This window comes from Sphingobium indicum B90A, from assembly GCF_000264945.2.
Taxonomy (GTDB): domain Bacteria; phylum Pseudomonadota; class Alphaproteobacteria; order Sphingomonadales; family Sphingomonadaceae; genus Sphingobium; species Sphingobium indicum.
In genome coordinates this window covers 1,112,048-1,138,090 of record NZ_CP013070.1, presented here as the reverse complement: position 1 = coordinate 1,138,090, position 26,043 = coordinate 1,112,048, and the positions used below count along the sequence as shown (strand labels likewise).

The window sequence follows — 26,043 nt, the reverse complement described above, 5'->3', positions numbered from 1 at the left end:
CCCAGGGGGCGGGTGGAACGTGGGGCGAACTTTCCGACTGTCCCGGTTCGCTTCGCCGGGGGGTGGGCTGAACAGGAACAGGCATGTCGATCTTCTCGCGACTTTTCAAACTCTCCTCCCAGGACATGGCCATCGACCTCGGCACGGCGAACACCGTGGTCTATGTGCGGGGGCGCGGCATCGTGCTCAACGAACCTTCGGTGGTGGCGGTCGAGACGCTGAACGGCGTGAAGCGGGTGAAGGCGGTCGGCGACGACGCCAAGCTGATGATGGGCAAGACGCCCGATTCGATTGAAGCCATCCGGCCGCTGCGCGACGGCGTGATCGCGGACATCGACGTCGCGGAGCAGATGATCAAGCATTTCATCACCAAGGTGCATGGCGGCAAGTCGCGGCCCTGGCGCTTCCCGGAAATCGTGATCTGCGTGCCTTCGGGGTCGACCAGCGTGGAGCGCCGCGCGATTCGCGATGCGGCCAGCAATGCGGGCGCTTCGCAGGTCTTTCTGATCGAGGAACCCATGGCCGCCGCGATTGGCGCCGACATGCCGGTGACGGAACCGATCGGGTCGATGGTGGTCGATATCGGCGGCGGCACGACCGAGGTCGCGGTGCTTTCGCTGCGCGGGCTGGCCTATACCACTTCGGTGCGCGTCGGCGGCGACAAGATGGACGAGGCCATCGTCTCCTTCGTGCGCCGTCATCATAATCTGCTCATCGGCGAAGCGACCGCCGAGCGGATCAAGAAGCAGTTCGGCGTCGCCCAGCCGCCCGAAGACGGCGTGGGCGAGACGATCCATATCAAGGGCCGCGACCTGGTGAACGGCGTGCCCAAGGAAATCTCCATCAACCAGGGCCAGATCGCCGACGCGCTGGCGGAGCCGATCAGCACCATCGTGGAGGGCGTTCGCATCGCGCTGGAAAATACCGCGCCGGAACTGGCGGCGGACATTGTCGACCAGGGCATCGTCCTGACCGGCGGCGGCGCGCTGCTGAAGGGGTTGGACGACGAGCTGCGCGACGAGACCGGCCTGCCCGTCACCATCGCCGAAGATCCGCTGACCTGCGTCGCCATCGGCACCGGCCGGGCGATGGAAGACCCGATATTCCGGGGCGTTCTCCAGACCGCTTAAGGGGGCAAGTGGATGGCGCGGCCACCCAGCCGACGTCCCGGACACAACCGGAAGGCGCAATATAGCCTCTTCGCCAGCTATGTGGTGGCGATGACGGGCGCCGCCGTCGGCCTGCTTCTGGTGGTTGTCGCCATTTTCGATCCGACCGGATTCGCCGCGATCCGCATCGCGACGGCGGAAATCACGCGCCCGGCCTCCGTCACGATGAAGAATATGGTGAGCGGGGTCGCCTCCATCGACGAGGTGCTGGCCAGCTATTGGCGCGCCGGGTCGCAGAATGTGGCGCTGCGGCGGCAGGTCGAGGCGGACCGCAACCGCATCATAGAGGCGAAGGCAGTGGCGCAGGAAAATCTGCGCCTGAAGAAGCTGCTCAAGCTGGTCGAGGATGACGGCAGCGAATTGCTGACGGCGCGGCTGATCGCCTCCTCCTCCACCAGCACGCGACGGCTGGCGCGGCTGAACGCGGGACGCTGGCAGGGGGTGCGGCCGGGCATGCCGGTGCGCGCTCCGGAAGGGCTGATCGGGCGCATCCATACGACCACGCCCAATACCGCGGAGGTGCTGCTGCTGACCGACACCAGCAATATCGTGCCGGTGCGGCGGGCCAATGACAGCGTGCCCGCCATTTCGACGGGCCTTGGCGACGGCACGCTGGAGATCCGCGCTCTGGCGGCGGGGCGCAATCCGTTCAAGCCTGGCGACCTGCTCGTCACCTCCGGCGTCGGCGGGGTCTATCAGCCCAATATTCCCGTGGCGGTGATCGTGCGCATCGCGGGCGAAATCGCCTATGGCGTGCCGCTGGCCAACCCGTCGAGGGTCGATGCGGTGGTGGTGGAACGCTCCTTCGAGGAGGCCGTGACCCGGCCGGAGGGCAATGGCCAACCCGCTCCGGTCGAGCCGGATGCCGCGCAGAATTCGGCCACGCCATGATCGATCCCCATTTGCAGCATGTGCCGCGCCTTGGCCGTCATCCTTCGCGATTTCGGCTGGCGGGAACGCCGGTCATCACGGTGATGCTGGGATCGCTGGCGACGACGCTGCCGGTGATCGCGCAATCGCCGGTGATGCCGCCCTTCGGCCTGCTGCTGCTGCTGTCCTGGCGGCTGCTGCGCCCGGAATTGTGGCGCACCTGGATCGGTGTGCCGCTCGGCCTGTTCGACGACATCGCCAGCGGCCAGCCCATCGGTTCGGCCATGTGCCTGTGGACCGTCACGCTGATCGGCATCGACGCCGTCGAACATCGCATGGTCTGGCGCAGCTATCGGCAGGACTGGTTAATCGCGACCTTCGCGATTATCTTCTGCATTGCCGGCGGCGTCTTCTTCGCGCGGATCACCGGCGGAGGAGACATCAAGCTGCTGTTGGTCGCGCCGCAAATGGTCTGGACGGTCCTGCTCTTTCCCTTCGTCGTCCGGCAATGCGCCCGGATCGACCGCTGGCGCGTGATGGCATGAAGCTGCCCCTGCTCAAGAAGAAGACCGTCACCGAAGCATCCCTGTCCTTCACCTTCACGCGCCGGGCAATGGTGGTGGGCGGGTTGCAGGGGGCGATCGGGGCGCTGCTGGTCGGGCGGATGGGCTGGATCAGCGTGGCGGAGAATGAGAAATACAACCTCCTGTCGGAAAGCAATCGGGTCAATCTGACGCTGATTCCGCCGCGGCGGGGGTGGATCATCGACCGCAACGGGCGGCCGCTGGCGAACAACCGCACCGATTTCCGCGTCGACCTGATCCCGGAGCGGGTGACGGATGCGGAAAATACCATCCGCAGCCTGGCCCATCTGCTGGCGCTGGGCGATGACGAGGTGGAGCGGATCAGGGAGGAGCTGGACAAGTCGGCGGGATTTCGCCCGGTGCAGGTGGCGGAGAAGCTGACCTACGACCAATTTGCGGCGGTGAGCGTGCGGCTGCCCGACCTGCCGGGCGTGGCGCCCAGCCAGGGCTTTTCGCGCAACTATCCCGCCGGGGCGACAGTCGGGCATCTGCTGGGCTATGTCGGCGCGGCGTCGGCCAAGGATTATGAGGAGCGGAAGGACCCGCTGCTGATCACGCCGGGCTTCAAGGTCGGCAAGGACGGGCTGGAGCGGTCCTTCGACAAGGAACTGACCGGCAAGCCGGGCGCGAAGCGCGTGGAGGTGACGGCGCGGGGCAAGATCGTGCGGGAACTCACCACCCGGCCCGACACGCCGGGCAATGCGATCAAGCTGACCATCGACGCGGGCCTTCAGGAATATGCCGGGCGGCGGCTGGCGACGCAGAGCGGGTCGGTGGTGGTGATCGACTGTCATAATGGCGATGTGCTGACCATGGCGTCGATGCCCAGTTTCGATCCCAACAGCTTTTCCGACGGCATCAGCCATCTGGAATGGGACATGCTGTCGAAGGACGACCATGTGCCGCTGCGCAACAAGACGTTGCAGGGGCTTTATCCGCCCGGATCGACGGTGAAGCCGATGGTGGCGCTGGCGCTGCTGGAGGCGGGCGTCTCGCCGATGGAGACGGTGAGCTGCGCGGGCGCGATCCGGGTCGGGAACACGCTGTTCCACTGCCACAAGCGGCGCGGCCATGGCTCGCTCAACATGCGCGGCGCCATCGCGCAGAGTTGCGACATCTATTTCTACCAGATGGCGCAGCGGATCGGCATGGATCGCATCGCCAGCATGGCCAGGCGCGTGGGCATGGGACAGAAATTCGCCCTGCCCTTCCCCAGCCAGAGTTTCGGCACGGTGCCGGACCCGGCGTGGAAGCTGAAGAAATACAACCAGAAATGGCAGGTGTACGACACGGTCAACGCGACCATTGGTCAGGGCTATATGCTCATCAACCCGTTGCAGATGGCGGTGATGGCGGCGCGGCTGGCGACTGGCCGGCAGTTGATGCCCAACTTCATCTTCGGCGCGCAGCGACCCGCGCCTGCATCCGTGGGCGTGAATGAGGAGCATCTGGTGACCATCCGCGACGCCATGAGCGCGGTGGTGAACGGCGGCGGCACGGGCGGCGCGGCGCGCATCCCGCTGCCCGGCGTGATGATGGCGGGCAAGACCGGCACGGCGCAGGTTCGCCGCATCACCATGGCGGAACGCGGCGGCGGCGTGCGCAGCAACGCATCCCTGCCCTTCAAGCTGCGCGACCACGCGCTGTTCCAGGGTTTCGCGCCGTTCGACAATCCGCGCTATGCCATTGCCTGCATCATCGAGCATGGCGGCCACGTCAACCGGATCGAGGACGCGCCGATGATCGCGGCGGACACCATGACCTATCTGTTCGACCAGGCCAAGGCGATGGAGAAGCTGGAGACCATCGAAAAGGACTGGGGCGGCCCGCCCGCCGAACGGATGGCGCGGCAGATGGCGGCCTACAGGCTGGCAAAGGCCATAGAGAAGGGCGAAGTCCCGCCGCCCGAAGCCGCCAATGCGATGAACGCGGCCGAGGGCAATAGCGCGACCGCGGCGACCGCCGCCGCCACGACGCCGGCTCCGGAAGCGGATGACGCCCCTCCTCCGGCGGACAGCGCGCCATGAGCATCGTCCCAGAGCCCCTGACCCAATTCCCCTGGCGCGTGTTGGGCATATTGCTCGCCATCGCCGGCTTCGGGACATTGGTGCTCTACAGCGCGGCGGGTGGCAGCATCACGCCCTGGGCGATCAACCAGGCCGTTCGCTTCGCCATATTTTCGGGCATGGCCCTGGTGCTGAGCAGGATACCGCTGGAAACCTTCGCCCGCTTCGCCTTCCCGGCCTATGGCGTCGTGCTGACAGCCCTGTTCCTGGTCGAACTGATCGGCGGGGTGGCGGGAGGCAGCCAGCGATGGATCAACCTGGGCTTCATGCAATTGCAGCCCTCCGAATTCATGAAGCCGGTAATCGTGCTCGCCGTGGCGCGCTTCTACGCGCTGCTGCCCGTGGGCGAGATCAGGCGCTGGAACGCCATCTGGCCCGCGCTGGTGCTGATCGGCGTGCCCTGGGCGCTGGTGCTGGTGCAACCCGACCTCGGCACCGCGACCATGATCGCGGCGGGCGGGGTGACGGTGATGTTCCTCGCCGGCCTGCCGCTGCGGCTGTTCGTGGGGTCGGGTCTGACGCTGGCCGCCATCGTCCCCATCGCCTTCAGCTTCCTGCACGATTACCAGAAGAACCGCGTCCTCATCTTCCTCGACCCTGAAAGCGATCCGCTGGGCGCTGGCTATCACATCAGCCAGTCGAAGATCGCCATCGGATCCGGAGGAATTTTCGGCAAGGGCTTCCTCAAGGGCACGCAGAGCCATCTGGATTATCTGCCGGAGGGGCATACCGACTTCGTCTTCGCCACCATGGCGGAGGAATGGGGTCTGATGGGCGGCGTGCTGCTGATCGGCGCCTTCATGCTGCTGTTCCGCTGGGGGATCGGCGTATCGCTCCGCGCGCAGGACAAATATGCGCGGCTGGTGGCGGCGGGGCTGACCACGACGATCTTCTTCTATGTCGCGATCAACCTGATGATGGTGATGGGCCTGGCGCCCGTGGTGGGCATTCCCCTGCCCTTCATGTCCTATGGCGGATCGTCGATGCTGACGGTGATGCTGTGCGTCGGCATCATCATGGCCATCGAACGATCGGGCCGGCGGCGCAGCCGTCCGGGAAGCTGGGGATGAAAGGGCGCCTGCCCGCAAAAATTTGCCGGCGGGCGCGATTTCCTGTTTGCAAAGTCCGATGCGACTGCTAACAGCCCGCCCACGCCAAGGCGACGGCCCATTGGGAACAAGCCGAAAGCGGATGTGGACGCATAGCTCAGTTGGTAGAGCAGCTGACTCTTAATCAGCGGGTCCTAGGTTCGAGCCCTAGTGCGTCCACCAAATTCCCGGCATGAAGGCACAAGCCGAAAGCGGGCATGGACGCATAGCTCAGTTGGTAGAGCAGCTGACTCTTAATCAGCGGGTCCTAGGTTCGAGCCCTAGTGCGTCCACCAAAAAAGCGCGTCCACCGAATAATCTTCAACATAACGGATTGCGCTGTTTTGGTCGCGGGCGTTGCTGCGCCTTTGGGCGCTCCCCATCGATGATGGGGAGGAACAGGTTAGACCGGGAGGGCGGTGGTGAACTTCGTCATGGACAGGGCGAAGTGGGAGGCGGCCCCCGCCACCGAGGGATGGCCCAGCAAGGTCATCATCAGGAAGCGGTTATAATCCGCGACATCCGCCACCACGACGCGTATCAGATAGTCCCATTCCCCCGACATCGAAAAGCATTCGACGATTTCCGGCCGGCTTTCCACGAACTGCTCGAATGCGCGGCGGGCTTCCTGCGCGTGGCTGCGCATGCGGATGTTGCAGAGGACGTTGACGCCGCGCCCGACCTTTTCCGGATCGACCAGCCTGACCGTGGCCGCGAGTATGCCCGCAGCCTCCAGCGCCTTGATCCGGCGCCAGCAGGAAGCGCTGGAGGCCCCCACCCTTTCAGCCAGTTCGGCATGGCTGAGCGTCGCATCCTCCTGCAACGCCGCGATGATCTTTCGGTCGACGGCATCGATCTGTCGGTCCTGTTTCATGAAGACAGGATAGTCGAGACCTGCATTTCATCCAAGCGTTCAGTGGAATGATCCAGGGCGGACGCATTCGCTCAGCCCTGGCCCGGAATTCGCTTTCCTTTTCGACGAAGCGAGCTATCCTGTCGGCAGGTCGCATCGGGATGACCAGGACCGGAAAATGATCGACCTTTCTCCCCAACCGCAGGACAAGGGCAGCGGCGCCAACACGGCTCCCTCCGCGCCTCGGCACGATCCTGTGCATCGGGAGAGCATGGATGGCGAAGGCCCGCATTCCCGGTGGCATTTTCCGCAAGAGCAAATAGAGGCCGCCATACAGCGCCTGTCGCGCTGGGCAGGCCCCTTTGCCTTGCTGACGACACTGCTTCTGCTGGGGTGGTGGATCATCGGCTGATCCCGATAATGATTCGGATCGGACCGGCCTTTACCGGGCCGGACGTCCAACATGGCAAAGCGGCGCTGTTTCAGGTCGTCGCAAATCTGGGGCGGAGCATCTTCCAGGACGAACAGGTCATCGGAAAAGCGGGTCCGCGCACCCCAAGCCCGATTGTCAGCCCAAAACATTTATGCCCTGCTGCTGCGCAACATAAATCAAAACGCTGCGGATGTCTGATGGTTAACACACTGCCGCGCGGCGGTGGCCGGCTTGACGTCAAGACATAAAAAGGGTTGCAGATGTCGAAAATTGATCTGGCGATCAAAGGTGTTCCCAGTCGCCAGCCCTCTACAGCCGCAGGGCAGCGGAATGCGCGGCTTTGGCTGTGCATGCTCCTGCTCGTGGCCGACATGGCGGCGCTTGCGACGGGCTTTGCCTTCGGGCTGCGCGCCGCCGGCCTGCAATGGCTGGCGGACGGGCAGTGGCAGCCGCTGGCGGGCGGCATGATCGTGTACGCGGTCCTGGCTTTCCATAATCAGGCCTATAATCCCCATTGCCTGATGCACATGACCCAGTCCTGCCGCAGCGCGACCATGGCTTTCGCGGGCACATTGCTGATCTTCCTGCTGGTCGTCTTCTCGCTCAAGGCAACCGGACAATTGTCGCGGCTAGGCATTTCGGCCGGAATATTGTGCAGCGGCACCTTGCTCGTTCTGCAACGGCTGATGATCGTGCGCATGGTTCGCCGCAACTTTGCAGACGGGCTGTTTGCGCAGCTCCTGATCATCGACGACGGCGCCATTCCCGACGATGTCGGCGGCATGGTGATCGTCGATGCGGCGGCGATTGGATTGAAGGCCGACCTGGACGATCCCTATATGCTGCATCGTCTGGGCACCTTGCTCCGCGACTATGATCGCGCGGTCATCTCCTGCCCGGCCGAACGCAAGGCCGATTGGGCCCAGATGCTGAAGGGCGGCAACATATTGGGCGAGATCATCGTGCCGGAACTGGACCCGATGGCGCCGCTGGCGGTGCAGTCCTACCGCGGCACGCCCACTCTGGTGGTGTCGCGCGGGCCGTTGAACCTCGCCAACCGGGCGAAGAAGCGGCTGCTGGACATCGCTCTGACGGTGCCGGTGCTGATCCTTCTCGCCCCACTGATGGCGGTGGTGGCGATCCTGATCAAGCTGGACTCGCCCGGCCCCGTCTTCTTCAAGCAGGAACGGATAGGGCGCGGCAACATGCTGTTTCACATCCTGAAATTCCGCAGCATGAAGGTGGAGCAGTGCGACAGCGCGGGCGCGACTTCGACGCAGCGGGACGACAATCGCATCACGCGGGTCGGGGCCTTCATCCGCAAGACCAGCATCGATGAACTGCCGCAGCTCATCAACGTGCTGTTGGGCGAGATGAGCCTGGTGGGGCCGCGCCCCCACGCCCTGGGATCGACGGCTGAGGAACAGCTATTCTGGCAGGTCGACCGGCAATATTGGCACCGCCATGCGCTGAAGCCGGGGATCACCGGCCTGGCGCAGATCCGCGGCTTTCGGGGCGCGACGGAAACGCGCCGCGACATATTGAACCGGGTGGAGGCGGACCTGGAATATCTGCATGGCTGGAGCCTGATGCGCGACATAGCGATCCTGTTGGGCACGCTCAACGTGCTGGTCCACAAGAACGCTTATTAGGGTTCAGCGTCCATCTTCCTGCTGGGGAGAGGACTGAATTGGGATGGCGAATCGGGCGAGCGCCCAACACGCAAAAGGACGAAAAAGGTTCCGGGAGAAAAATAAAATTTGCGACGAACCGTTGCTCAAAACGCTTCATCGCAAAAAAATCTGATCCAGATTAGAAATGTGGCGCTGAAACATCGTCATATGCGACGAATGGATGTCAGTACGTCGCCCTTCCCAACTATTTGTTAACCGCAAAATCGGATATTAACGTCATCACCAATCGGGCGGCGGGAATATCGACGTGGCGGAAGAATTTGCAGCAGTTGCGACGGCACCCTCATTGATCGAAACGGCGGAGGTGCGCCGTGATTTTCCTGTACGCGTAGAGGGCAAGACCTTTGCCGATCGCGCCGAAAGCGGCGTGCAGGTTCTGTCGCGTTGGGCCGGCATCCTGGCCTTTGTCGGCACTGTGGCCGCCATTGCCTGGCTGATCTTCTGACCGGACTCGCAAAGCCCAATCTTTCTCTCAGATTAACAGCGACAGGGTGCGCCGGGACTGGTCCCGCCGCGCCCTCCTTGCGATGAACCGAGCCGTTGTTTTGACGCGACAAGCTGCTTTCCGGGCAGTGGTTTTACGTAGAAATACTTCTAGCATGCCCTGATTGCTGCAATGCAATAAGGGTCGATTGATTTTGAACGAATATAATAATCCGCGATTGCGGGGCTGTATTTTTGCGCCTTTCGATCGACAGACTTCCCGGTCCCGCACCTGCTTCGCTGCGGCGCTGAGTGGTGCCGTAATGCTGGTGGCCATGCCCACAGTCTTGCGCGCGCAGGATAATGACGGATCGACTGATCCGAAGCGCGTCAATAATGCAACGGAACAGAGGCGCATCAGCGATTACGGCCTTCACCTGACGGCCGGTCTCGATCTACTTTATGACGACAATGTCTATCGTGTGGACGACCGCGTCGAAAACCCGACCGATGACCTGATCGTCACGCCATCCCTGGAGGCGACCTACGGCATGCCGGTGGGCCGGCACGACATATTGCTGCGCGGCAAGATCGGCTATGACCGTTTCGTTTCCGAAGGGCAGCGAAGCAAGCTGCGCCTCGACACGGAAGCGAAGGCCAATGTCCGCTTCGGCGCGACCTGCCTGATCACCCCGCGCGCCGCCTATCGCCAGCAGCGCGCCGATTATGGCGACATCAATTCGGCGACCGAAAATCTCCAGAAATTCGCCACCATCGGCGCGGATTTCACCTGCGAACGGCCGGGGCTGTTCCCGGTGGCGAGCTACGAGCATGACACCACGCGCAACGCCGACCAGTTCGACTATGCCGACCAGACCAGCGACTTGTTCATGGGCGGGATCGGCTATGCCATGCCCAGCCTGGGCACGCTGACCGCTTATTATGAGCGGGTGAACAGCAAGCGCGACACGCTGGGCATAGAGAACCGCATCAACAGCTATGGCCTGCGGTTCCAGCGCGCGGTGACGCCGATCACGCAGATCGACGCGGATGTCCGCTGGCTGGACGTCAGCAGCGACAGCGCGGCGGTCGGCGGCTATGACGGGCTGGGCTGGAAGGTCAGCCTGTCGACGCAGGCCATTCCGCGCCTGAAGCTGACCGCGACGACGGAGCGCGCCATCATCAACGACAGCCTGATCGCGAGCGGCTTCGCCATCGACACCAGCTACCGCATACAGGGTGAATTTTCGATCTCGGAACTCACCTCCGCGGGCCTTTATGCGGAATGGGACCGCAGAAAGTTCCGGCAGGATGCGGCGCTTCGTCCCTATTCGATCACGGCCGACCGCAATCGTCGGTTCGGCGGCCTGCTCAAAAGGAAACTTTCGGATCGTTTCGATCTTACGCTGGATGCCCAGCATTACACCCGCAGAACAGATACCAGCATATCGAACTATAGCGGCACGCAAGTAACGCTGGGCGCTGCCCTACATTTCTAGATCCTCAATATATTGGGAGCATGAGCTGTGAAAGCCGATACTCTCCTGAAATCCATCTCGACCCTGCTCATCATTGCAGGTCCGATGACTGCGACTGCCCAGACCGCCGCCGGAAACGCGGCGGCGACCGCAACCGCCGCTCCCGTCGCGCAGACGGCGAGCGCGGGCTATCAGCTCGGTCCCAATGACGAGCTGAAAATCTCCGTCTTCGGTCAGCCGGACCTGTCGACCACGACGCGCATCAAGGAGGACGGTACCGTCCTGCTCGCGCTGGTCGGCCCGGTTTCCGCCAAGGGCAAGACGACCACTCAACTCGCGCAGGACATCGCCGCGGGATACGCCAGCGGCGGTTATCTCACCAAGCCGTCCGTCAGCGTGGAGGTCAGCAACTATGTCAGCCGGTTCGTCACCGTGCTCGGCAATGTGCCGGAAGCGGGCAATTATCCGCTCGACCGGGATTATACGGTCGCGTCGATGCTCGCCAAGGCGGGCGGTTCGACCAAGGACGGCGCCAATGCCGTCATCCTGACGCCCGCCGACGGCAGCGGGCCGGTGCGCATTTCGCTGGCCGACATGGGCGCAGGCGCGATGCGGCCGTTGAAGGCAGGCGACACGCTGTTCGTGCCGCCGGCGGAGAAAGTCTATGTCTACGGCCAGGTCCAGCAGCCCGGCGCCTTTTCCTATGTGCCGGGGCAAAGCTTCCGGCAGGCATTGGCGTTGGCGGGCGGGCCGACCCTGGCGGGTTCCACGAAAAGGATAAAAGTCCGGCGGGAGGGGAAGGAAATACAGGCGAAGCTGGACGATCCAGTGAAGCCTGAAGACGTCCTCATCATCCGGGAGAAGCTGTTTTGACGACCCTCGATCAAGGCTTCGCGCAACCACGATCCGGCCAGAAATCCGGTATTTTCGATCGCTTCCTGTCCCTCGCCCGAAACGGGGAGAGGCGCAATGAGCGCACCATTCCCGACGACGTGCCGCTGCACCTCGACGTGCCGGCCTTGCCCGGCTTCCGCCATGAGGCGCCCGAAGCGCAGCCGGAGGAACCGTCGCACCGCCCGCTATCGATGAGCGCAATGGCCGCGCCGATCAAGCCGATCAGCCTGCGCCGCGACAGCATCTATGCGGCGTTCAACACCGCCATGCCGGTGACGGACCGCCACGGCCTGGCCGGGCGCAACAGCGAACTGGAAAAGCTGGTCGAGGCGATCGTCGTGCAGCGCAAGCATGCCGTGATCTTCGGCACGCGGGGATCGGGCAAGACATCGCTCGCCCGCGTGTTCGGCGACCTGGCGGACGAGGCGGGATGCGTCGCGCTCTATGCCTCCGCCAATGGGGAGGCGGATTTCGACTCCCTCTTCCGCCCCTTCCTGACGGAACTGCCGATGAGCAGCGCCGGACAGGAACGGGCGCGCAAGATGATGGGCGAGCCGCTGGACGTGTCGCGCCTCTCCGCCCTGCTGGTGGAGGAGGTGCGGGAACGGTCCATCCTGATCATCGACGAATATGACCGGGTGCAGTCCGAAACGGCCAAGCAGGATGTCGCGACGCTGCTGAAGCTGCTGACCGACATCCACTCGCCGGTCCAGGTCGTGCTGGTTGGCATTGCCAGCGACATAGACGGGCTGATCGCCGCCCACCCCTCGCTGCGCCGCCATCTGGTGCCGCAGCGGGTCGCGCCGATCCCCAAGCCGGAACTGGAGCGGCTGCTGCTGTCCTGCGCGGGCAATGCGCGGCTTTCCATCGACGAGGATGCGCTGGACGCGCTGGCGAGCGCGGCCATGGGTTCGCCCTATCATGCCCGGCTGTTCGGCATGTCGGCCGCCCTGGTGACGGAAGCGGCCGCGCGCGACCGGATGCTGCTTTCCGATGTCGAGCAGGGACTGATTTCCGCGCTGGAGGACTGGGAGGAGATGAGCGGCCAGACCCATGCGCTGTTCCGCCGCATCCTCTGGGAAGCCGGTTCGTCGCGCCGGATGATCGCTCTTGCCGCCGTGGTGGCCTCCCAAATGTCCGCCATCAGCTATGAGCGGCTGGTGAAGCTCGGCCATGAGGTGCTGGGCGGCGGGTCCATCAACGAAAGCCAGGCGCGCGACGCCATGGTGCGGCTGCAACCCGCCCTGGTGGCGACGCCCAATGGCGAACTGTGGATGTTCGAGGATACGCTGGCGCCGCAATTTCTGCTGCTGATGGCGAAGCAGCCGGTGCAGAGCGCACCGCCTGTGCAATCGCCCGCGGAGGAGATGCGCGCGCTGCTCAAGGGAGTGGACGGGCTATGACCATGAACCCGATGGATTTGCTGGCCGCGCTTCAGGCGCGCTGGCGCACGGCGGCGATGATCGGGGGCATATTGTTCCTGCTCGTCGCGATCACCGCTTTTCTGCAGCCGCGGCAATATATGGGCACGGCGTCGCTGCTGCTCGACCTTTCGCAGACCGATCCGACCGACACCAATACGGCGCAGGGGCCCAAGCCCGACACGGATTCCATCCTGGGCACGCAGACGGACATCATCCGCAGCGGCAAGGTGATGAACGCCGTGGCAAGGGAAGCGGGCTTCGTCAATGCGATGCCGACGGACATGCCCGCCGATGCACGGGTGCAGGCGGCAGCCGCCACGGTCGCGAAGAACATGACCATCACCACCGGCCGGCAGAGCAACGTGCTCCAGATCCAGTATCTGGACGCCGATCCGCAGGTCGCCGCAAAGGTCGCCAACCTGATCGCCCGGATCTACATGCGCGAACAGGTGGAACTGCGCGCCTCCCCGGCGCGCGGATCGGCCAAATGGTTCGACGAGCAGACGGAGGAAGTGCGCCGTCGCTATGAGATCGCGCAAAAGAAGCTGTCGGACTTCCAGCGGGCGCACGACATCATCGGCATCAACCGCATGGACCTTGAGGCGGAGAAGCTGAAGAACCTGTCCTATCAGCTTACCCAGGCGCAGGCGGAAGCGGCGGCCGCACGGTCCAAGGCCGGTGCGGGCAGCGTTTCCGACATCGAAGGATCGCTGATCGTCCAGAATTTGCAGGAACAGGTGGCGGCGCAGTCCGCCAGGGTATCCGAACTGCAAAAGACCCTGGGCCCCAATCATCCGACCATGGCGGCGGCGGCCGCCCAACTGTCCGAACTCCAGTCCAAGCTGGCGGCGGCGCGCGCCAGCCAGGCCGGCGCGGTCAGCGCCAACAGCGTGGCGGCCAGCCGGCGGGAGGGCGACCTCAAGTCCAACATGGCGGGGCAGGAGGATCGCATGATCCGCATGTCGGACGTTCAGGATCAGCTCATGGTCCTCCAGCGCGACGTGGATGCCGCGCGGCAGACCTATGACACGGTGCGGCAGCGCTTCAACGAGGCGGTGCTGAAGAGCCAGATATCCCAACCCAATGCCAGTCCGCTGGATGAGGCCACCGTGCCCCTGCTGCCTGCCAAGCCCAATATCATGCTGTGGCTGATCGGCGGGATCGCGCTTGGCCTGGTCGGCGGCGTGGCTGCCGTCATCCTGATGGAGATCGTCCATCCCCGCGTTCGTTCCGCGGCCGGCGTCGCCCGCGCCACCGAGGTCGATGTCATCACCGAACTGGTGCCGGTCCCTGCGCGCCAGGCCAAGTTCTTCAAGCAACAGGAGGCCGCATGAGACTGCGTTCCACGGCGGGCGCCCCGCATCAACTGGCCTCGGGCGGCAGGGCAGGCGGCGGCGCCGCGCTGCGTCCCCGCGCCCGCGACAGCCATAATTTCGCCCGACTGGCGGTGGAGCACGGTTTCCTGGCCGAAGCCGATGTGCACAAGGTCGAGGCGCATGCCCGATCCCAAGGGCTGGCGCTGCATGACGCGGCGGTTGACCTAGGGCTGCTGAACCCGGAGGATGCGGGCATGCTCGCGGCCTTGCAGGGCGGCTTCGCCCTGCTGCCGGAGGGCGACCAGCGGGTCGATCCGCTGGTGGTCGCGGCCTTCGACCCCGCCAATGCCTATGCCGCCAAGGTGCGGACGATCCGCGCCAAGATGCGCGCCGCGGCCAAGGAGGGCGATCCCGCCGCCCTGCGGCTGGCGGTGCTGGCCATAGAGGCAGGCGACGAGGCTGCGATCATGGCGGCGAACCTTGCCGTCGTGCTGGCCCAGATGGACGGGCAGACGATGTTGATCGACGTCGACATGGGCCGGCCTTCGCTCGACCGGCTGTTCCGCATCGCGAACAAGGCAGGACTGGCAGAGCAATTAATGGGCAGCGCCGCGCTGCTGCCCGCGGCCAGGACGGCGGTGGAGGGCCTGTGGCTGATGACCGCCGGTCGCGCATCCGGCAGCGCGGCGAGCCTCGTGACGCGCGGCCCGCTGGCGGAAACGGCCAATGGCTGGGGCCTGCGCGACACGTCGATGCTGTTCTACCTTGCGGAGCGGAAGGGCGACCAGACGCCCTATGGCAGCATATTGGCGGGCTTCGACGCCGTCGTGATCGTCGCGCGGCGCGGCGATACCGCCATTGCCGACATGCGCCGGGTCATCGACGATCTGGACCGGCATGGCGTACCGATCGCCGGGACGGTGATTGCATGAGCGCCGAACAAGCGCTGGCGCGTCCCCAGCCCCTTCCTTCCCCCGGCATCGGTCCGGGCATAGGGAATGAAGCCCCGGTCGCGCATGTCGGCGGCCTGCCCGTATCCACCCTGTCGCTGGATGCGCTGATCGCGAAGATGCTGGTGGAAGCGCCCCTGCGCCGTAGCCTGGAGCAGCAGCCGTCGCTGGTGTTCGACGCCAACGGCCAGGGCCTGTCGATGAACGCCACCGATCCGGACTTCCGCGCCAATCTGGCGCAGGCGGACCTGATCCATGCCGACGGACAGATCATCGTCGCGGCCTCCCGCTGGTTCGGCGGACCGCAGATCGCGGACCGTTCCAGCACGACGGACATGTTCATCGACAGCCTGAAACCGGCGGCGGATGCCCAGGTCAGCTATTATCTGCTCGGCGGAGAGGAGAAGGTGAACGCCGCCTGCGCGAAGGAGATCCTCGCGCTGGCGCCGGGTCTTCAGCTCGCCGGACGGCGCAACGGCTTCTGGAAGCCGGAGGAGGAGGATGCGGTGATCGACGCGATCAACGCGGCAGCGCCCGACGTCCTTTGGGTCGGCACCGGCAAGCCCCGCGAACAGGCCTTTTGCGTGCGCAATCGCGACCGGATCAAGGCGGGCTGGATCGTTACCTGCGGGGGCCTGTTCAACTATATCACCGGCGACTATCCGCGCGCCCCGCTCTGGATGCAGAAGTCCGGTTTCGAATGGCTGCACCGCATGGCGACGCGGCCCAAGGAACTGGCCTGGCGCTACATCACCACCAATCCGCACGCGCTTTGGCTGATCTGGAAACATCGCCATGGCTGAGGCCCAGGTGGCTGAAAATCTTCCGACGGGCCGCGTCCGGCGCCTTGGCAGCCTGTTCGGCCGCTTTGGGCTGGCGAGCCTGTCGTCGGCGATCGTCTCGGTCAGTCATCTGCTGGTCCAGCTCTTTTCCATCCATCATCTGGAAACGGCGGCCATCGGCACGCTGGCATTCCTGCTGGTGATCATCCAGTTCGGCTATGGCCTGTCCAATGCGCTGGTGTCGACGCCCTATACCATCGCGGTGAACCAGGGAGACGATGCCGATGCCCGGAGCTTCGACTTCTTCTTCCCGGTCAACCTGATGCTGGCGGCCAGCCAGGGACTGATCTGCGCCGCCATCGCCTGGGCAACCGCCTCTCCCGCCGCCGCCCTGCTGTTCGGTATGGCGGGCATGCTGTCGCTGATCCGCTGGTTCGGGCGCTCCAATGCCTATGCGCATCATGCTCCGGTAAGGGCTGCACGATCGGACCTCGCCTATGCAGGGACGATCCTCGCCGGACTGCTAATCGCGATGCGGACCGGCGCGGACATGCCCGCCATCGGCGGCATGCTGGTGGCGGCCAGCCTCGTCGGACTGCTCCCCTTCGGCCTCGCCTATCTGCGGCGGCATCTCGCCATGGCGCCCGCTTGCGCGCTGGGCGCCTATCGCCCGGTGTGGAAGGAGCAGTCGGCCTGGACGCTGGTCGGCGTGCTGTCGACGGAGGCGACCTCCAATTCGCACAGCTATATCGTGACGCTGCTCGCCGGGCCGACCGCCTTCGCGCCGATCGCCGTGGGGATGCTGTTCTTCCGCCCGGTCAATGTCTGCATCACCGCCCTCACACAGTTGGAGCGGCCCCGCATGACCCGGGCCGTGGCGCGCGGCGATCATGACGCGGCGATCAGGTCGGAACGGGTCTTCATGGCCGCGCTGGTCATGCTGTGGCTGGCGACCTGCGCCGTGGCGGCGATTGCCCTCTATGCCTTTCCAGGCCTGATCCTGAAGCCCACGCTGGACCACCGGCTGGTGATGATCGCGGTGGGCCTGTGCGCCCTCCTCTCCCTCGTCCAGTGCGTGCAGACGCCGATGAGCGTGATGACCCAGGCGCGCAAGGCCTTCCGCCCGCTCGCCGCGCAGAGCATGCGCAGCTGCGGCGTCGGGCTGGTCGCCGTGACGCTGCTGGTGCTGGGCACCGCGCCCGTCTTCTCCATCGGCGGGGTCGTGCTGTCGCAGCTCGTCATGATGCTCGGCATCTGGCAACTCGACCGCAAATGGCGGCGCGACCGGCGGGGAGCCGCCTGACCATGGCGACAAGCTGGCATCGCGGCGGTGTCGCCGTCATCCCCGCACAGACGGGCGGCGGCCAGAGCATGCGCATGATCTGGATCACCCAGATCTTCTATTTCGTCTTCCTGATGATGGTCTTCATCGGCCAGCAACCCTTCGCCTCCCGCACGCAGGACGAGCTGGTGGCGATGGCGCAGGAAAATGACGGGTCGGACCTGTTCAAGCAGATGCTGTTCATCGGCTTCGCCCTGCTGCTGACCGGCGTGCAGATCATCCGCAAGCATCCGCTGCAATATAGATTCACCTTCTGGCCGCTGGCGATCATGCTGGTCTGGTTCTTCATTTCCTGCACCTGGGGCGTGGACCCGTTCGTGTCCTTCAAGCGGGCGATGCAGCAGCTCATCGTGATCTACATCACCTTCTGCGCGCTCTCCCTGATGGGGCCGCAGCGGCTGTTCGACGCGCTGCGCGCGGCGCTGATCGTCTCGCTGATCATCTGCTGGGTGTCGCTGCCGCTGACACCCGCCGCCGTCCATCCGCCGACCGAAAGCGACAAGGCGCTGATCGGCGCATGGCGCGGTTTCTTCTTCCACAAGAATATCGCCGGGGCCGTCATGGCGCTGACCTTCATCGTCTGCGGCAATGCATGGATCGACCGGCGCAAATGGTATTATGCGCTGTTCGCGGTCATGGCCTTCGTCTTCGTGATCGGAACCAAGAGCAAGACCTCACTCGCGCTGTGCGTCGGCATGCTGGCGATCAGCAACATCTATCGGGCGCTGAGCGACAACACGCAGAAACGCGCGATATTGCTGCTGATGCTGGGGTTCGGCATGGTCGGCTTCCTGGCGCTCTACATCGCTTACCAGCCCACCATCGAGCGGCTGTTCGCCGATCCGACCAGCTTCACCGGCCGCGTGTCGATCTGGCAGGTGGTGTTCGACTATCTGGCCGATCATCCCTATCTGGGCGCGGGCTTCGGCGGCTTCTGGCAGGTCGGCGTGAACAGCCCGGCGCATGACTATCTCAACCAGCAATTCCAGATGCTGACCGCCCATTCGCATGACGGCTATCTGGAAATCCTGGTGACGACCGGGCCGCTGGGCCTCGCCATGCTGCTGGTCAGCTTTCTTGCCTTGCCCGCCTACTGGTTCCTGACCGGCTCGACCAGGGAGAACCAGGCGCTGATGGTGCCGGCCTTCGCGATCTGGGTCTTCGTCATGTACCAGAATCTGCTGGAAACCAGCTTCTTCGACAAGGATCGCCAGGTCTGGGTGATCTTCCTCGCGGCCATCGCGGCCGCGCACGCCACCTTCAAGGCCAAGCCGCGCCCGCAATGGACCCGGCGCTATCACCTCCGGCAGGAGAGCGTCCATGGCTAATATCATCGTCTGCATCGCCACCTGCAACCGTCCGCAGGGATTGCGGCGGACCCTGGAATCCCTTGCTGCGCAGCAAACGCGGCACAATCTGGAAGTGCTGGTGGCCGACAATGACGCCGCCCGGCAGGAAGGGCTGGCCGTGGTCGAGCAGCTTGCCTCCAAGGGCTATCGCTGGCCGATCGAAGCCGTGCTGGTGGCGGAGCGCGGCATTCCGCTGGTGCGCAACGCGCTCGTCGCCGCCGCGCTGGCGCGGCCCGGCGCGACCCATGTCGCCATGCTGGACGATGACGAGGCCGCCTCCCCCGGCTGGATCGACGCCATGGCCGATACGGCGCAACGCTGGGACGCGGATGTGGTCGGCGGCGCCGTGCTGCGGGAAATGGACAGCGCCGTCGCCCCCTGGGCTGCCCGCCATCCCCTGCTCGCCCCCAAGCGGCGCGGGCAGTCCGGCCCGGTCGCGCTGGTGGACAGCACAGCCAATGTGCTGATCGCCGCCACGGCCCTGCGCGCCATGGGGGAGCGCCCCTTCGACGAGCGCATGGCGCTGACCGGCGGGTCGGACAAGCAGCTTTTCACCCGCATGCAGCGTGCCGGTTTCCGCTTCGCCTGGTCGGAGGAGGCGGTCGTGACCGAACTCATCCCCGCCAGCCGCGTCACCGCCAGATGGCTGCTGATGCGCGGCTATCGCGTCGGCATGACCGACATGATGGTGGAGCGGTTCCACAAGGGCAGGCTGCGCGCCTCCCTGGGGGAGGCGCCGCGCATCGCCGCGGGCTTCCTCGTCGGATCGCTGGGCGCGGTCGCCACGCTCGACCGGGGGAAACGGGTCGAGCGGCTGGGCAAGCTGTATCGCGCGGCCGGCAAGATCGCCGGCCTCGCCGGATTCCACTATGAAGAATATCGAAAGGTGCATGGCGCATGAGCGATGCCGCGCTGGGCAAGCAACCCTTTTTCTCCGTCGTCATCCCGCTCTACAACCGGGCGGAAATCGTCGGGGACACCATCCGGTCCGTGCTGGCGCAGGACTGGCGGGATTTCGAGATCGTCGTGATCGACGACGGGTCGCGGGACAATCCCGGCCCGGTCATCGACGCGATAGGCGATCCTCGCGTCCGTTATATCCGACAGGACAATGCCGGCGGCGGCGCGGCGCGCAATGCCGGGATCATGGCGTCGGACGGGCGCTATATCGCCTTTCTGGACTCCGACGACCTGTTCCTGCCCGGCAAGCTTTCCATCATGGCGAAGGCGCTGGCGGGAGACGACGGGCGAACGGTGCTCTATTCCCGGATGAAGGTGGACCGGGGCGTCGACCGCTACTGGATCAGGCCCGACCGGGGCATTCGCGAGGGCGAGGATGTCGGGGAATATCTGTTCTGCGCCAACCAGTTCATGCAGACCAGCACCATGGTCGTGCCGACCGGCATGGCGCAGCATGTGCTGTTCGACCCGGCGCTGAAGAAGGGGCAGGATCTGGACTTCTGCGTCCGGCTCCAGGGCGCAGGCGCGCGGTTCCGGATGATCGACCAGCCGCTGACCATATGGCTCGACGCGACCGAGGCCGGGCGGACTTCCTATGTTAAGGGGTATGAGACCTCGCTCGACTGGCTGGACCGCTGCGGCCACATGCTCACCAACCGGGCGCGGCGGGGCTATCGCGCGACCGTGCTCGCCTATCACATGGCGCCGATCAGGCCGGTGGCGGCGATCAAGGATCTGGCGGTCGGCATGGTGGCGGGCGGCGTTCCTCCCCGCGTGATCGCCCGGCAGGTTCTGCGGTCCTACCTGCCCAAGCCGCTCTACCGTTCGCTGGTCAACGGCTTCGTCCTGCGCTTCGGTAAGGCCGAGCCCGCGACAAGTGGAGCCGGTTCGTGATGACCGCCTGGCAACCTCCATCCAGCCTGAAGGCGGCGGTCGCCGCGCCGCTGTTTTCCGTGGTGATCCCGACCTATCAGCGGCGCGACGCGGCGGTCGCCGCCGTCATGTCCGCCCTGGAACAGACCGTCGCGATCATCGAGGTGATCGTGGTGGTGGACGGGTCGACCGACGGGACGGAGGTTGCCCTGGGCGCGATCAACGATCCGCGCCTCAAGGTCATCGTGCAGGAAAATCGCGGCGCGGCGGCGGCGCGCAACAAGGGCATAGACCATGCCCGCGGACGCTATATCGCCTTTCTCGACTGCGACGACCGTTTCCTGCCCCATCACCTCGCCGACCTGCTGCCGCTGTTGCAGGAGAGCGAGGACGTCGTCGCCTATGGCCAGGTGCTGGCCGACCGGGGCGCGGGACGCAATTTCCTGAAGCCGCCGCGCGCCATCGCTCATGGCGAGACCATGGACCGCTATCTGATGTGCGACCGCGGCTTCATCCAGACCAGCAGCATGGCGCTCAGCCGTACGCTGGCGGGGAAGGTCCGCTACCGCGAGGATGTGAGGTTCGGCGACGATACCGATTTCGCCCTGCGCCTGTCGCTGGCCGGCGCGCGCTTCCTGATGACGGAGCGGCCCGGCACCATATGGGCGGACCGGGATGCCGACGACCGGCTTTCCCAGGTGCGCGGCAGCATCGGCAGCCTGACCTGGTTGCGGGACCTGCGCCCCCATATCAGCCCGCGCGCCTTTTCCGCCTATATGGGCTGGCACGCCGCGAAAAGCATCTGGCCGACCAGCAGGCGGCGGGCGATGCGCTATTATCTGGGCGCGGTCTGCCGGGGGGCGTTCGGGCCGCGGCTGGCGGCGACGGTGCTGTTGCAGATCGTGATGCCCGATCCGGTCTATCGCCGCATTTCCGACCGCTGGATCGACCTGTCCCACATGTTCGCCGGCAAGGGGCAGAGGCTGTGAGACGGCGCGAATTCCTGGCGGGCGCGGCGGCGCTTTCCGCATGCTCCCCCATCCAGCCGAGCGCCGCGCAGGTCGGCGGCACGGCGGGCCTTGCGGCCCATGCCCGCAAGTCGGGCCGCTATTTCGGCGCCGCGATCAAGTCGCGCCAGTTGCGCGAAGACCCCGATTTCACGGCCGCCGTCGCCCGCGAATGCGACATGGTCGTCCAGGAATATGAACTGAAGCGCGGCACGACGGAGCCGAAGCCCGGTCGATATGATTTCAGCGGCGCGGACCAGATCATCGCCTTCGCTCAGCGGCACGGCATGCGCGCAAGGGGCCATGCGCTGGTATGGTATGCCGCGCAGCCGCCCTGGCTGGAGCCGGCGCTGAAGGCCGCCGGCCGTGCCGAACGCGAAACGCTGATGACCAGCTATATCGACACCGCCATCCGCCGTTACGCGGGCAAAATCCGCGAATGGGACGTCGTCAACGAAGCCATCGAGCCGAATGACGGCCGCGCCGACGGCATGCGCGCCAAGAGCATGTGGATGGACGCGCTGGGAGAGGATTATGTCGACATCGCCTTCCACCGCGCGCGGGAGGTCGACCCCAGCCCCATGCGGTTCCTGACCGATTTCGGGATAGAGCACGACTCCCCCCGCTGCGAGCGTCGCCGCACCGCCATGCTGAAGCTGCTCGACCGGCTGATGGCGCGCAACGTGCCGGTGGACGCCATCGGCATACAGGGGCATTTGAAGCCCTATAGGGAGGGCTTCAACCAGGCCCGGTTCGCGCGCTTTCTGGATCAGCTCAGCGGCTATGGGTTGGCCCTTTCCATCACGGAATTCGACGTCGCGGACCGGGGCGGGCCGCCCAATCCGGAAAAGCGGGACAAGGAGATCGCCTCCGTCGCCAAGGCCTTTCTGGACGTGGCGCTGGACAATCCGGCCATGCGGTCGGTGCTCTGCTGGGGGCTGTCGGACCGCTATAGCTGGCTCTCCAATTTCAAGGATTACAAGTGGCCCGACGGCCAGTTGTCGCGCGGCCTGCCGCTTGACGGCGGGATGCGCCGCAAGCCGTTGTGGGACGCCATAGCCGCCGCCTTCGACGCGGCCCCCGCCATGAGGAGCGCAGGCGCATGAGAATTTCCTCGCTGACCGGCCTTCGCGGCGTGGCGGCGGTGTCGGTGCTGCTGTACCACATCCCGCACAACCCGGCGTTCGAGGCGTTTCGCCTGCCGCTTTTCTCCCGCGCCTATCTGGCGGTCGACCTGTTCTTCATCCTGAGCGGCTTCGTCATCTCCTTCGGCTATCACGACCGGGTGGTGAACCATCTGGGGCAGGCGAGCTATGTCGACTTCCTCGTCAACCGCATGGCGCGGGTATGGCCGCTGCACCTGATCGTGACGCTGGTGTTCATGGCGCGCATCGTCCTCAACATCTCCGGCAGCCAGGCGATTGCGCTCGACGCGCCGAACATCCTCACCAACCTGCTGATGGTGCAGAGCTGGGGTTGGGGAACGGAGCCGATCGCGGGCAATAGCTGGTCCGTCAGCACGGAGGTCGCGGCCTATCTCATCTATCCCTTGATCGCCATCATCGCCTTTTCGCGATGGGCATGGGCGCAGGCCTTGCTGTGCGTCGGCATTTTGGGCCTGGTGGCGCTGTCCGGCCGGGGTTCCAGCGGACCGCTGGACGTCAATGACAGCGACAGCGTGCTGACGCTGCTGCGCTGCCTCGCCGGTTTCTCGCTGGGCGTTCTCAGCTATCGCTGCGCAGAAAAGGCGTGGTGCCGCCGGCTGATCGACCGGACGGGCGCATTCGTAATGATCTGCGGGCTCATCGCGCTCGCGCTGCTGCTACCGGGAAAGGTCGACCTGCTGGTGGTCTGCCTGATGCCGGCGCTGGTGCTGAGCTGCTATTATAACGGCGCGGCGGCGCGGGCGGTGATGGCCAATCCGGTCAGCTTCCATCTGGGCCTCATCAGCTATTCCATCTATCTCTGGCATCCGCTGGTGCGGGACGTGTTCGCCCGCGGCATGGGCGTGGCGCACAGGCATGGCGTCAACGGCTTCGACGGGTTGATCGTCCTCGCCATGCTGGCGGCGACCTGGCTGCTCTGCTGGGCAAGCTATGCGCTGGTGGAGGTGCGCGGGCATCGACTCATAAAATGGCTCCAGCGCGGCGGACGCAGCCGCAAGCCGGTGGTGGAGGCCGCCGTCTGATGCCCGCGGTCTGGATCGCCATTCCCACCTTCCGCCGGCCCGATCAGCTCCGTCACCTGCTGGAGACGCTGCCGAGCGTGACCGGCCGCCATGACGTGATGGTGCTGGTGGCCGACAACGATCCCGTCAGGCAGGAGGGGGCAGCCGTGGTCCGCGCCATGCTGGCGGAGGGTTATGGCCTGCCCGTGACGCTGCTGCCGGTGGCCCAGCCGGGGCTTTGCGCGGTCCGCAATGCCATCGCCGCCGCAGCGCTGGACGATCCGGCGATGCGTTTCGTGGCGATGATCGACGATGACGAATGGCCCCAGCCCGGCTGGCTCGACGCGCTGCTGATCTGCCAGGCGCAGGTGGGCGCGGACGTGGTCGCCGGCCCGGTGGATAGCCGCTTCGTGGGGCAGCCGCCGCGATGGGCGCGCGAAACGCTGGTCTTCCGCGCCGAGGAACGGCCATGGGGCGCGACCGGCATGCTGTGGGCGAGCAACAATCTGCTGGTCAGCCGACGCGCCTTTGCCATGATCGGAGAGCCCTTCTTCGATCCGCGCTTCAACCGCAGCGGCGGGGAGGATCTGGACTTCCTGGCCCGGCTGCATGATGCGGGTGCCCGCTTCGGCTGGTCGCCCGATGCGCGGGTCGGCGAATGGGTTTCGGCTGAGCGAGCGCGCCTTTCATGGGTGCTGAAACGCATGTGGCGCATCGGCTGCACCGAGACCATGGCGCGGCGCAAGGCCCTGCCCGGCCGCATCGGCGCCGCGAAGCTGCTGGTCCGGTCTGTCGCCATATTGGGATTGCGGACGGCCGGCCTGGCGGCCCTGCTGCTGCCCGGCGCGCGTCGGGTGGACATCGCCGGGCAGTGGGTCAAGAGCTGGGGGCGCCTCTATGCCCTGGCGGGGGGCGCCCAGGATCATTATGGCGCGCTGTAGATTTTGAAGCTCTTGATGACCATGTCGCCCGACCCGTCGTCATAGGCGCCGTTGGTCTTCACCGCGACGTCCATGATCGGATAGAAGCGGAAGCCCCGGAAGGGGTTGACCGACTGATAGGTTTCCACGCCATCCACGAACCAGGTGATGTAATCCCGCTGGATGTCGACGGCGAAGCGGTGAAAGCCCTGGGAATAGCCGCTGAGGCCATAGGCCTGCTGCGTCTGGATCGTGACTCCCCGCTGATCGTAGCGGGTGCTGTTGGCGCCGATATGCAGGGTATGGGCGACATGACGGTCGAAATCCCAATAGCTCTGATAGCCGAACCCCTCGTAAATATCGATTTCGGGCGGCCAGCCGCTGGTCGACACCAGCCAGAAGGCGGGCCATGACCCGCGGCGGCTGGGCATTTTCGCTTCCCATTCATATTGGCCATAACCGATCTGCGTCGCCAGGAAATTGCGGCCGTCCAGCACCGACGAACCGTAATACCAGCTCTGGCCGTCATAGCTGATCGGCGTCTTCAGCTTCTGCGTATGCAGGACTAGCCCGTTCGCGCCCCAATAGACCGGCCCTTCGATGCCGGGGAAAATGCTGGAATCGAGGTAGAGCCCGGTTTCCCCATTGGCGACCTGCGTCCGCCCATGGGCCAGCGAAGTCGCCCAGCGGTCCCAACCGCCGTCGGGTGACCGCCTATGGGTGTCCTTGCGCAGTTCGAACTGAAGCGTGCCGGTCGCCGCGAAGCTGCGCGGGGCGCGGAACGTGCCCGTCGCCCTGGCCGTCGCCATGGCCGTGCTGCTGGCCGTGATCGTCGCGGTCGATTGCCCCTGGAGGCCACCCCAGGGCGCCTCCCGCAGCTTGACCTGGAACTGCTGCCCTTCCGTGGCGCCGATGATCGGCACCGCGACAGTCTGCACCAGCGGATCGCCGGGGCGGAAGATCACCACCGTGTCGACCGTCTGGTAATTATAGCCCGACAGCGCGCGATAGATGCCCGATCCGTTGACCGTGATGATCCGCGCGATCACCGTATTGGGCGTCGGCCGGTCCAGCGTCACGGGCACATGGGCCACGCTGCTGCCCGGACGAAAGCTGGCATTGCCCAGCGACAGAGTCGCCTTTGCCGGCAGCTTCGTCCCATTGGCGAAGTCGAAGTCGGAAAAATCGGATACTGTGCTCGTCGTCGCGGAACCGCTGGTCGTCGACGACGTTATCGTGGTCGAAGTCGTGGCGGAAACAAGCTGCGACCCGGTCGTCGTTGCGGTCGACATCGTGCTCGATGTCGACAGGCTGGTCATGATCGTTGCGGCTCCCGCCGCGAAAATACAAAGCATTCCGGCTCCAAAAATGGAGCCAGTCATTTTGACAGACATGGTTTGC

Annotated in this window: 24 protein-coding genes and 2 tRNA genes; 24 read left to right on the top strand and 2 right to left on the bottom strand. The window is 65.2% G+C overall.

Going from position 1 to position 26,043, the window contains the following annotated elements; translation table 11 throughout:
* Positions 1-83: 83 nt before the first annotated feature.
* The 7 genes from SIDU_RS05520 (at position 84) to SIDU_RS05490 (ending at position 6,073) form a co-directional block, all read left to right on the top strand.
* Complete coding sequence (locus SIDU_RS05520; protein WP_007685698.1) at positions 84-1,130, top strand: rod shape-determining protein; 1,047 nt, start codon at positions 84-86, stop codon at positions 1,128-1,130.
* Between the two features lie 12 nt (positions 1,131-1,142).
* Positions 1,143-2,060 carry a rod shape-determining protein MreC gene (gene mreC / locus SIDU_RS05515; protein WP_007685697.1) on the top strand — a complete coding sequence of 306 codons (918 nt, stop codon included), beginning with the start codon at positions 1,143-1,145 and terminating at the stop codon, positions 2,058-2,060.
* Entirely contained in the window at positions 2,057-2,584 is a 528-nt protein-coding gene (locus SIDU_RS05510) for a hypothetical protein (protein ID WP_007685696.1), read from the top strand. The genes mreC and SIDU_RS05510 overlap by 4 nt, the downstream gene beginning before the upstream one ends.
* Complete coding sequence (gene mrdA / locus SIDU_RS05505; protein ID WP_007685694.1) at positions 2,581-4,650, top strand: penicillin-binding protein 2; 2,070 nt, start codon at positions 2,581-2,583, stop codon at positions 4,648-4,650. The genes SIDU_RS05510 and mrdA overlap by 4 nt, the downstream gene beginning before the upstream one ends.
* The gene (gene rodA / locus SIDU_RS05500) at positions 4,647-5,759 is read left to right on the top strand and encodes a rod shape-determining protein RodA (RefSeq protein WP_007685691.1); all 1,113 of its coding nucleotides are present in this window, start codon (positions 4,647-4,649) and stop codon (positions 5,757-5,759) included. The genes mrdA and rodA overlap by 4 nt, the downstream gene beginning before the upstream one ends.
* A 125-nt stretch (positions 5,760-5,884) precedes the next feature.
* A tRNA-Lys gene (locus tag SIDU_RS05495) sits at positions 5,885-5,960 on the top strand.
* 37 nt (positions 5,961-5,997) lie between these two features.
* Positions 5,998-6,073 (top strand) — tRNA-Lys (locus SIDU_RS05490).
* 107 nt (positions 6,074-6,180) lie between these two features.
* Here SIDU_RS05490 and SIDU_RS05485 read toward each other — a convergent pair.
* Positions 6,181-6,651 carry an Lrp/AsnC family transcriptional regulator gene (locus SIDU_RS05485; RefSeq protein WP_007685689.1) on the bottom strand — a complete coding sequence of 157 codons (471 nt, stop codon included), beginning with the start codon at positions 6,649-6,651 and terminating at the stop codon, positions 6,181-6,183.
* Between the two features lie 157 nt (positions 6,652-6,808).
* On the opposite strand from SIDU_RS05485, the gene SIDU_RS05480 reads away from it, so the two are divergent.
* From SIDU_RS05480 to SIDU_RS05405, 17 genes are all read left to right on the top strand, one after another.
* Positions 6,809-7,042 (top strand): hypothetical protein, encoded by a 234-nt coding sequence (locus tag SIDU_RS05480; RefSeq protein ID WP_007685686.1) that lies wholly within the window; start codon positions 6,809-6,811, stop codon positions 7,040-7,042.
* 281 nt (positions 7,043-7,323) lie between these two features.
* On the top strand, positions 7,324-8,715 hold the full coding sequence (locus SIDU_RS19965) for a sugar transferase (RefSeq protein ID WP_025160733.1): 1,392 nt from the start codon (positions 7,324-7,326) through the stop codon (positions 8,713-8,715).
* 289 nt (positions 8,716-9,004) lie between these two features.
* Positions 9,005-9,202: a hypothetical protein gene (locus SIDU_RS19230; protein ID WP_129965396.1), complete on the top strand. Its 198-nt coding sequence runs from the start codon at positions 9,005-9,007 to the stop codon at positions 9,200-9,202.
* A 301-nt stretch (positions 9,203-9,503) separates the two neighbouring features.
* Positions 9,504-10,679, top strand: coding sequence for a hypothetical protein (locus SIDU_RS05470; RefSeq protein WP_007685681.1), 1,176 nt, complete (start codon positions 9,504-9,506; stop codon positions 10,677-10,679).
* Between the two features lie 27 nt (positions 10,680-10,706).
* The gene (locus tag SIDU_RS05465) at positions 10,707-11,531 is read left to right on the top strand and encodes a polysaccharide biosynthesis/export family protein (protein ID WP_007685679.1); all 825 of its coding nucleotides are present in this window, start codon (positions 10,707-10,709) and stop codon (positions 11,529-11,531) included.
* The gene (locus SIDU_RS05460) at positions 11,528-12,955 is read left to right on the top strand and encodes an ATP-binding protein (protein ID WP_007685677.1); all 1,428 of its coding nucleotides are present in this window, start codon (positions 11,528-11,530) and stop codon (positions 12,953-12,955) included. The genes SIDU_RS05465 and SIDU_RS05460 overlap by 4 nt, the downstream gene beginning before the upstream one ends.
* Positions 12,952-14,310: a GNVR domain-containing protein gene (locus SIDU_RS05455; RefSeq protein WP_007685675.1), complete on the top strand. Its 1,359-nt coding sequence runs from the start codon at positions 12,952-12,954 to the stop codon at positions 14,308-14,310. Before SIDU_RS05460 ends, SIDU_RS05455 begins: the two co-directional genes overlap by 4 nt.
* Entirely contained in the window at positions 14,307-15,224 is a 918-nt protein-coding gene (locus SIDU_RS05450) for a P-loop NTPase family protein (protein ID WP_037511814.1), read from the top strand. The genes SIDU_RS05455 and SIDU_RS05450 overlap by 4 nt, the downstream gene beginning before the upstream one ends.
* Positions 15,221-16,045, top strand: coding sequence for a WecB/TagA/CpsF family glycosyltransferase (locus SIDU_RS05445; protein ID WP_007685663.1), 825 nt, complete (start codon positions 15,221-15,223; stop codon positions 16,043-16,045). Before SIDU_RS05450 ends, SIDU_RS05445 begins: the two co-directional genes overlap by 4 nt.
* The gene (locus tag SIDU_RS05440) at positions 16,038-17,327 is read left to right on the top strand and encodes a hypothetical protein (protein WP_007685661.1); all 1,290 of its coding nucleotides are present in this window, start codon (positions 16,038-16,040) and stop codon (positions 17,325-17,327) included. The genes SIDU_RS05445 and SIDU_RS05440 overlap by 8 nt, the downstream gene beginning before the upstream one ends.
* Positions 17,297-18,694, top strand: coding sequence for an O-antigen ligase family protein (locus SIDU_RS05435; RefSeq protein ID WP_007685660.1), 1,398 nt, complete (start codon positions 17,297-17,299; stop codon positions 18,692-18,694). The genes SIDU_RS05440 and SIDU_RS05435 overlap by 31 nt, the downstream gene beginning before the upstream one ends.
* Positions 18,687-19,616 carry a glycosyltransferase family 2 protein gene (locus tag SIDU_RS05430; RefSeq protein ID WP_007685658.1) on the top strand — a complete coding sequence of 310 codons (930 nt, stop codon included), beginning with the start codon at positions 18,687-18,689 and terminating at the stop codon, positions 19,614-19,616. The genes SIDU_RS05435 and SIDU_RS05430 overlap by 8 nt, the downstream gene beginning before the upstream one ends.
* Complete coding sequence (locus tag SIDU_RS05425) at positions 19,613-20,569, top strand: glycosyltransferase family 2 protein (protein WP_007685656.1); 957 nt, start codon at positions 19,613-19,615, stop codon at positions 20,567-20,569. Before SIDU_RS05430 ends, SIDU_RS05425 begins: the two co-directional genes overlap by 4 nt.
* A complete protein-coding gene (locus SIDU_RS05420) occupies positions 20,569-21,537 on the top strand; it encodes a glycosyltransferase family 2 protein (protein ID WP_007685654.1) in 969 nt (322 codons plus the stop codon). Before SIDU_RS05425 ends, SIDU_RS05420 begins: the two co-directional genes overlap by 1 nt.
* A complete protein-coding gene (locus tag SIDU_RS05415; RefSeq protein ID WP_007685653.1) occupies positions 21,534-22,661 on the top strand; it encodes an endo-1,4-beta-xylanase in 1,128 nt (375 codons plus the stop codon). Before SIDU_RS05420 ends, SIDU_RS05415 begins: the two co-directional genes overlap by 4 nt.
* Positions 22,658-23,743 (top strand): acyltransferase family protein, encoded by a 1,086-nt coding sequence (locus tag SIDU_RS05410; RefSeq protein WP_007685651.1) that lies wholly within the window; start codon positions 22,658-22,660, stop codon positions 23,741-23,743. Before SIDU_RS05415 ends, SIDU_RS05410 begins: the two co-directional genes overlap by 4 nt.
* Positions 23,743-24,663, top strand: coding sequence for a glycosyltransferase family 2 protein (locus SIDU_RS05405; protein ID WP_007685649.1), 921 nt, complete (start codon positions 23,743-23,745; stop codon positions 24,661-24,663). Before SIDU_RS05410 ends, SIDU_RS05405 begins: the two co-directional genes overlap by 1 nt.
* Here SIDU_RS05405 and SIDU_RS05400 read toward each other — a convergent pair.
* On the bottom strand, positions 24,648-25,997 hold the full coding sequence (locus SIDU_RS05400) for a glycoside hydrolase family 16 protein (protein WP_007685648.1): 1,350 nt from the start codon (positions 25,995-25,997) through the stop codon (positions 24,648-24,650). The genes SIDU_RS05405 and SIDU_RS05400 overlap by 16 nt on opposite strands.
* Positions 25,998-26,043: the final 46 nt, after the last annotated feature.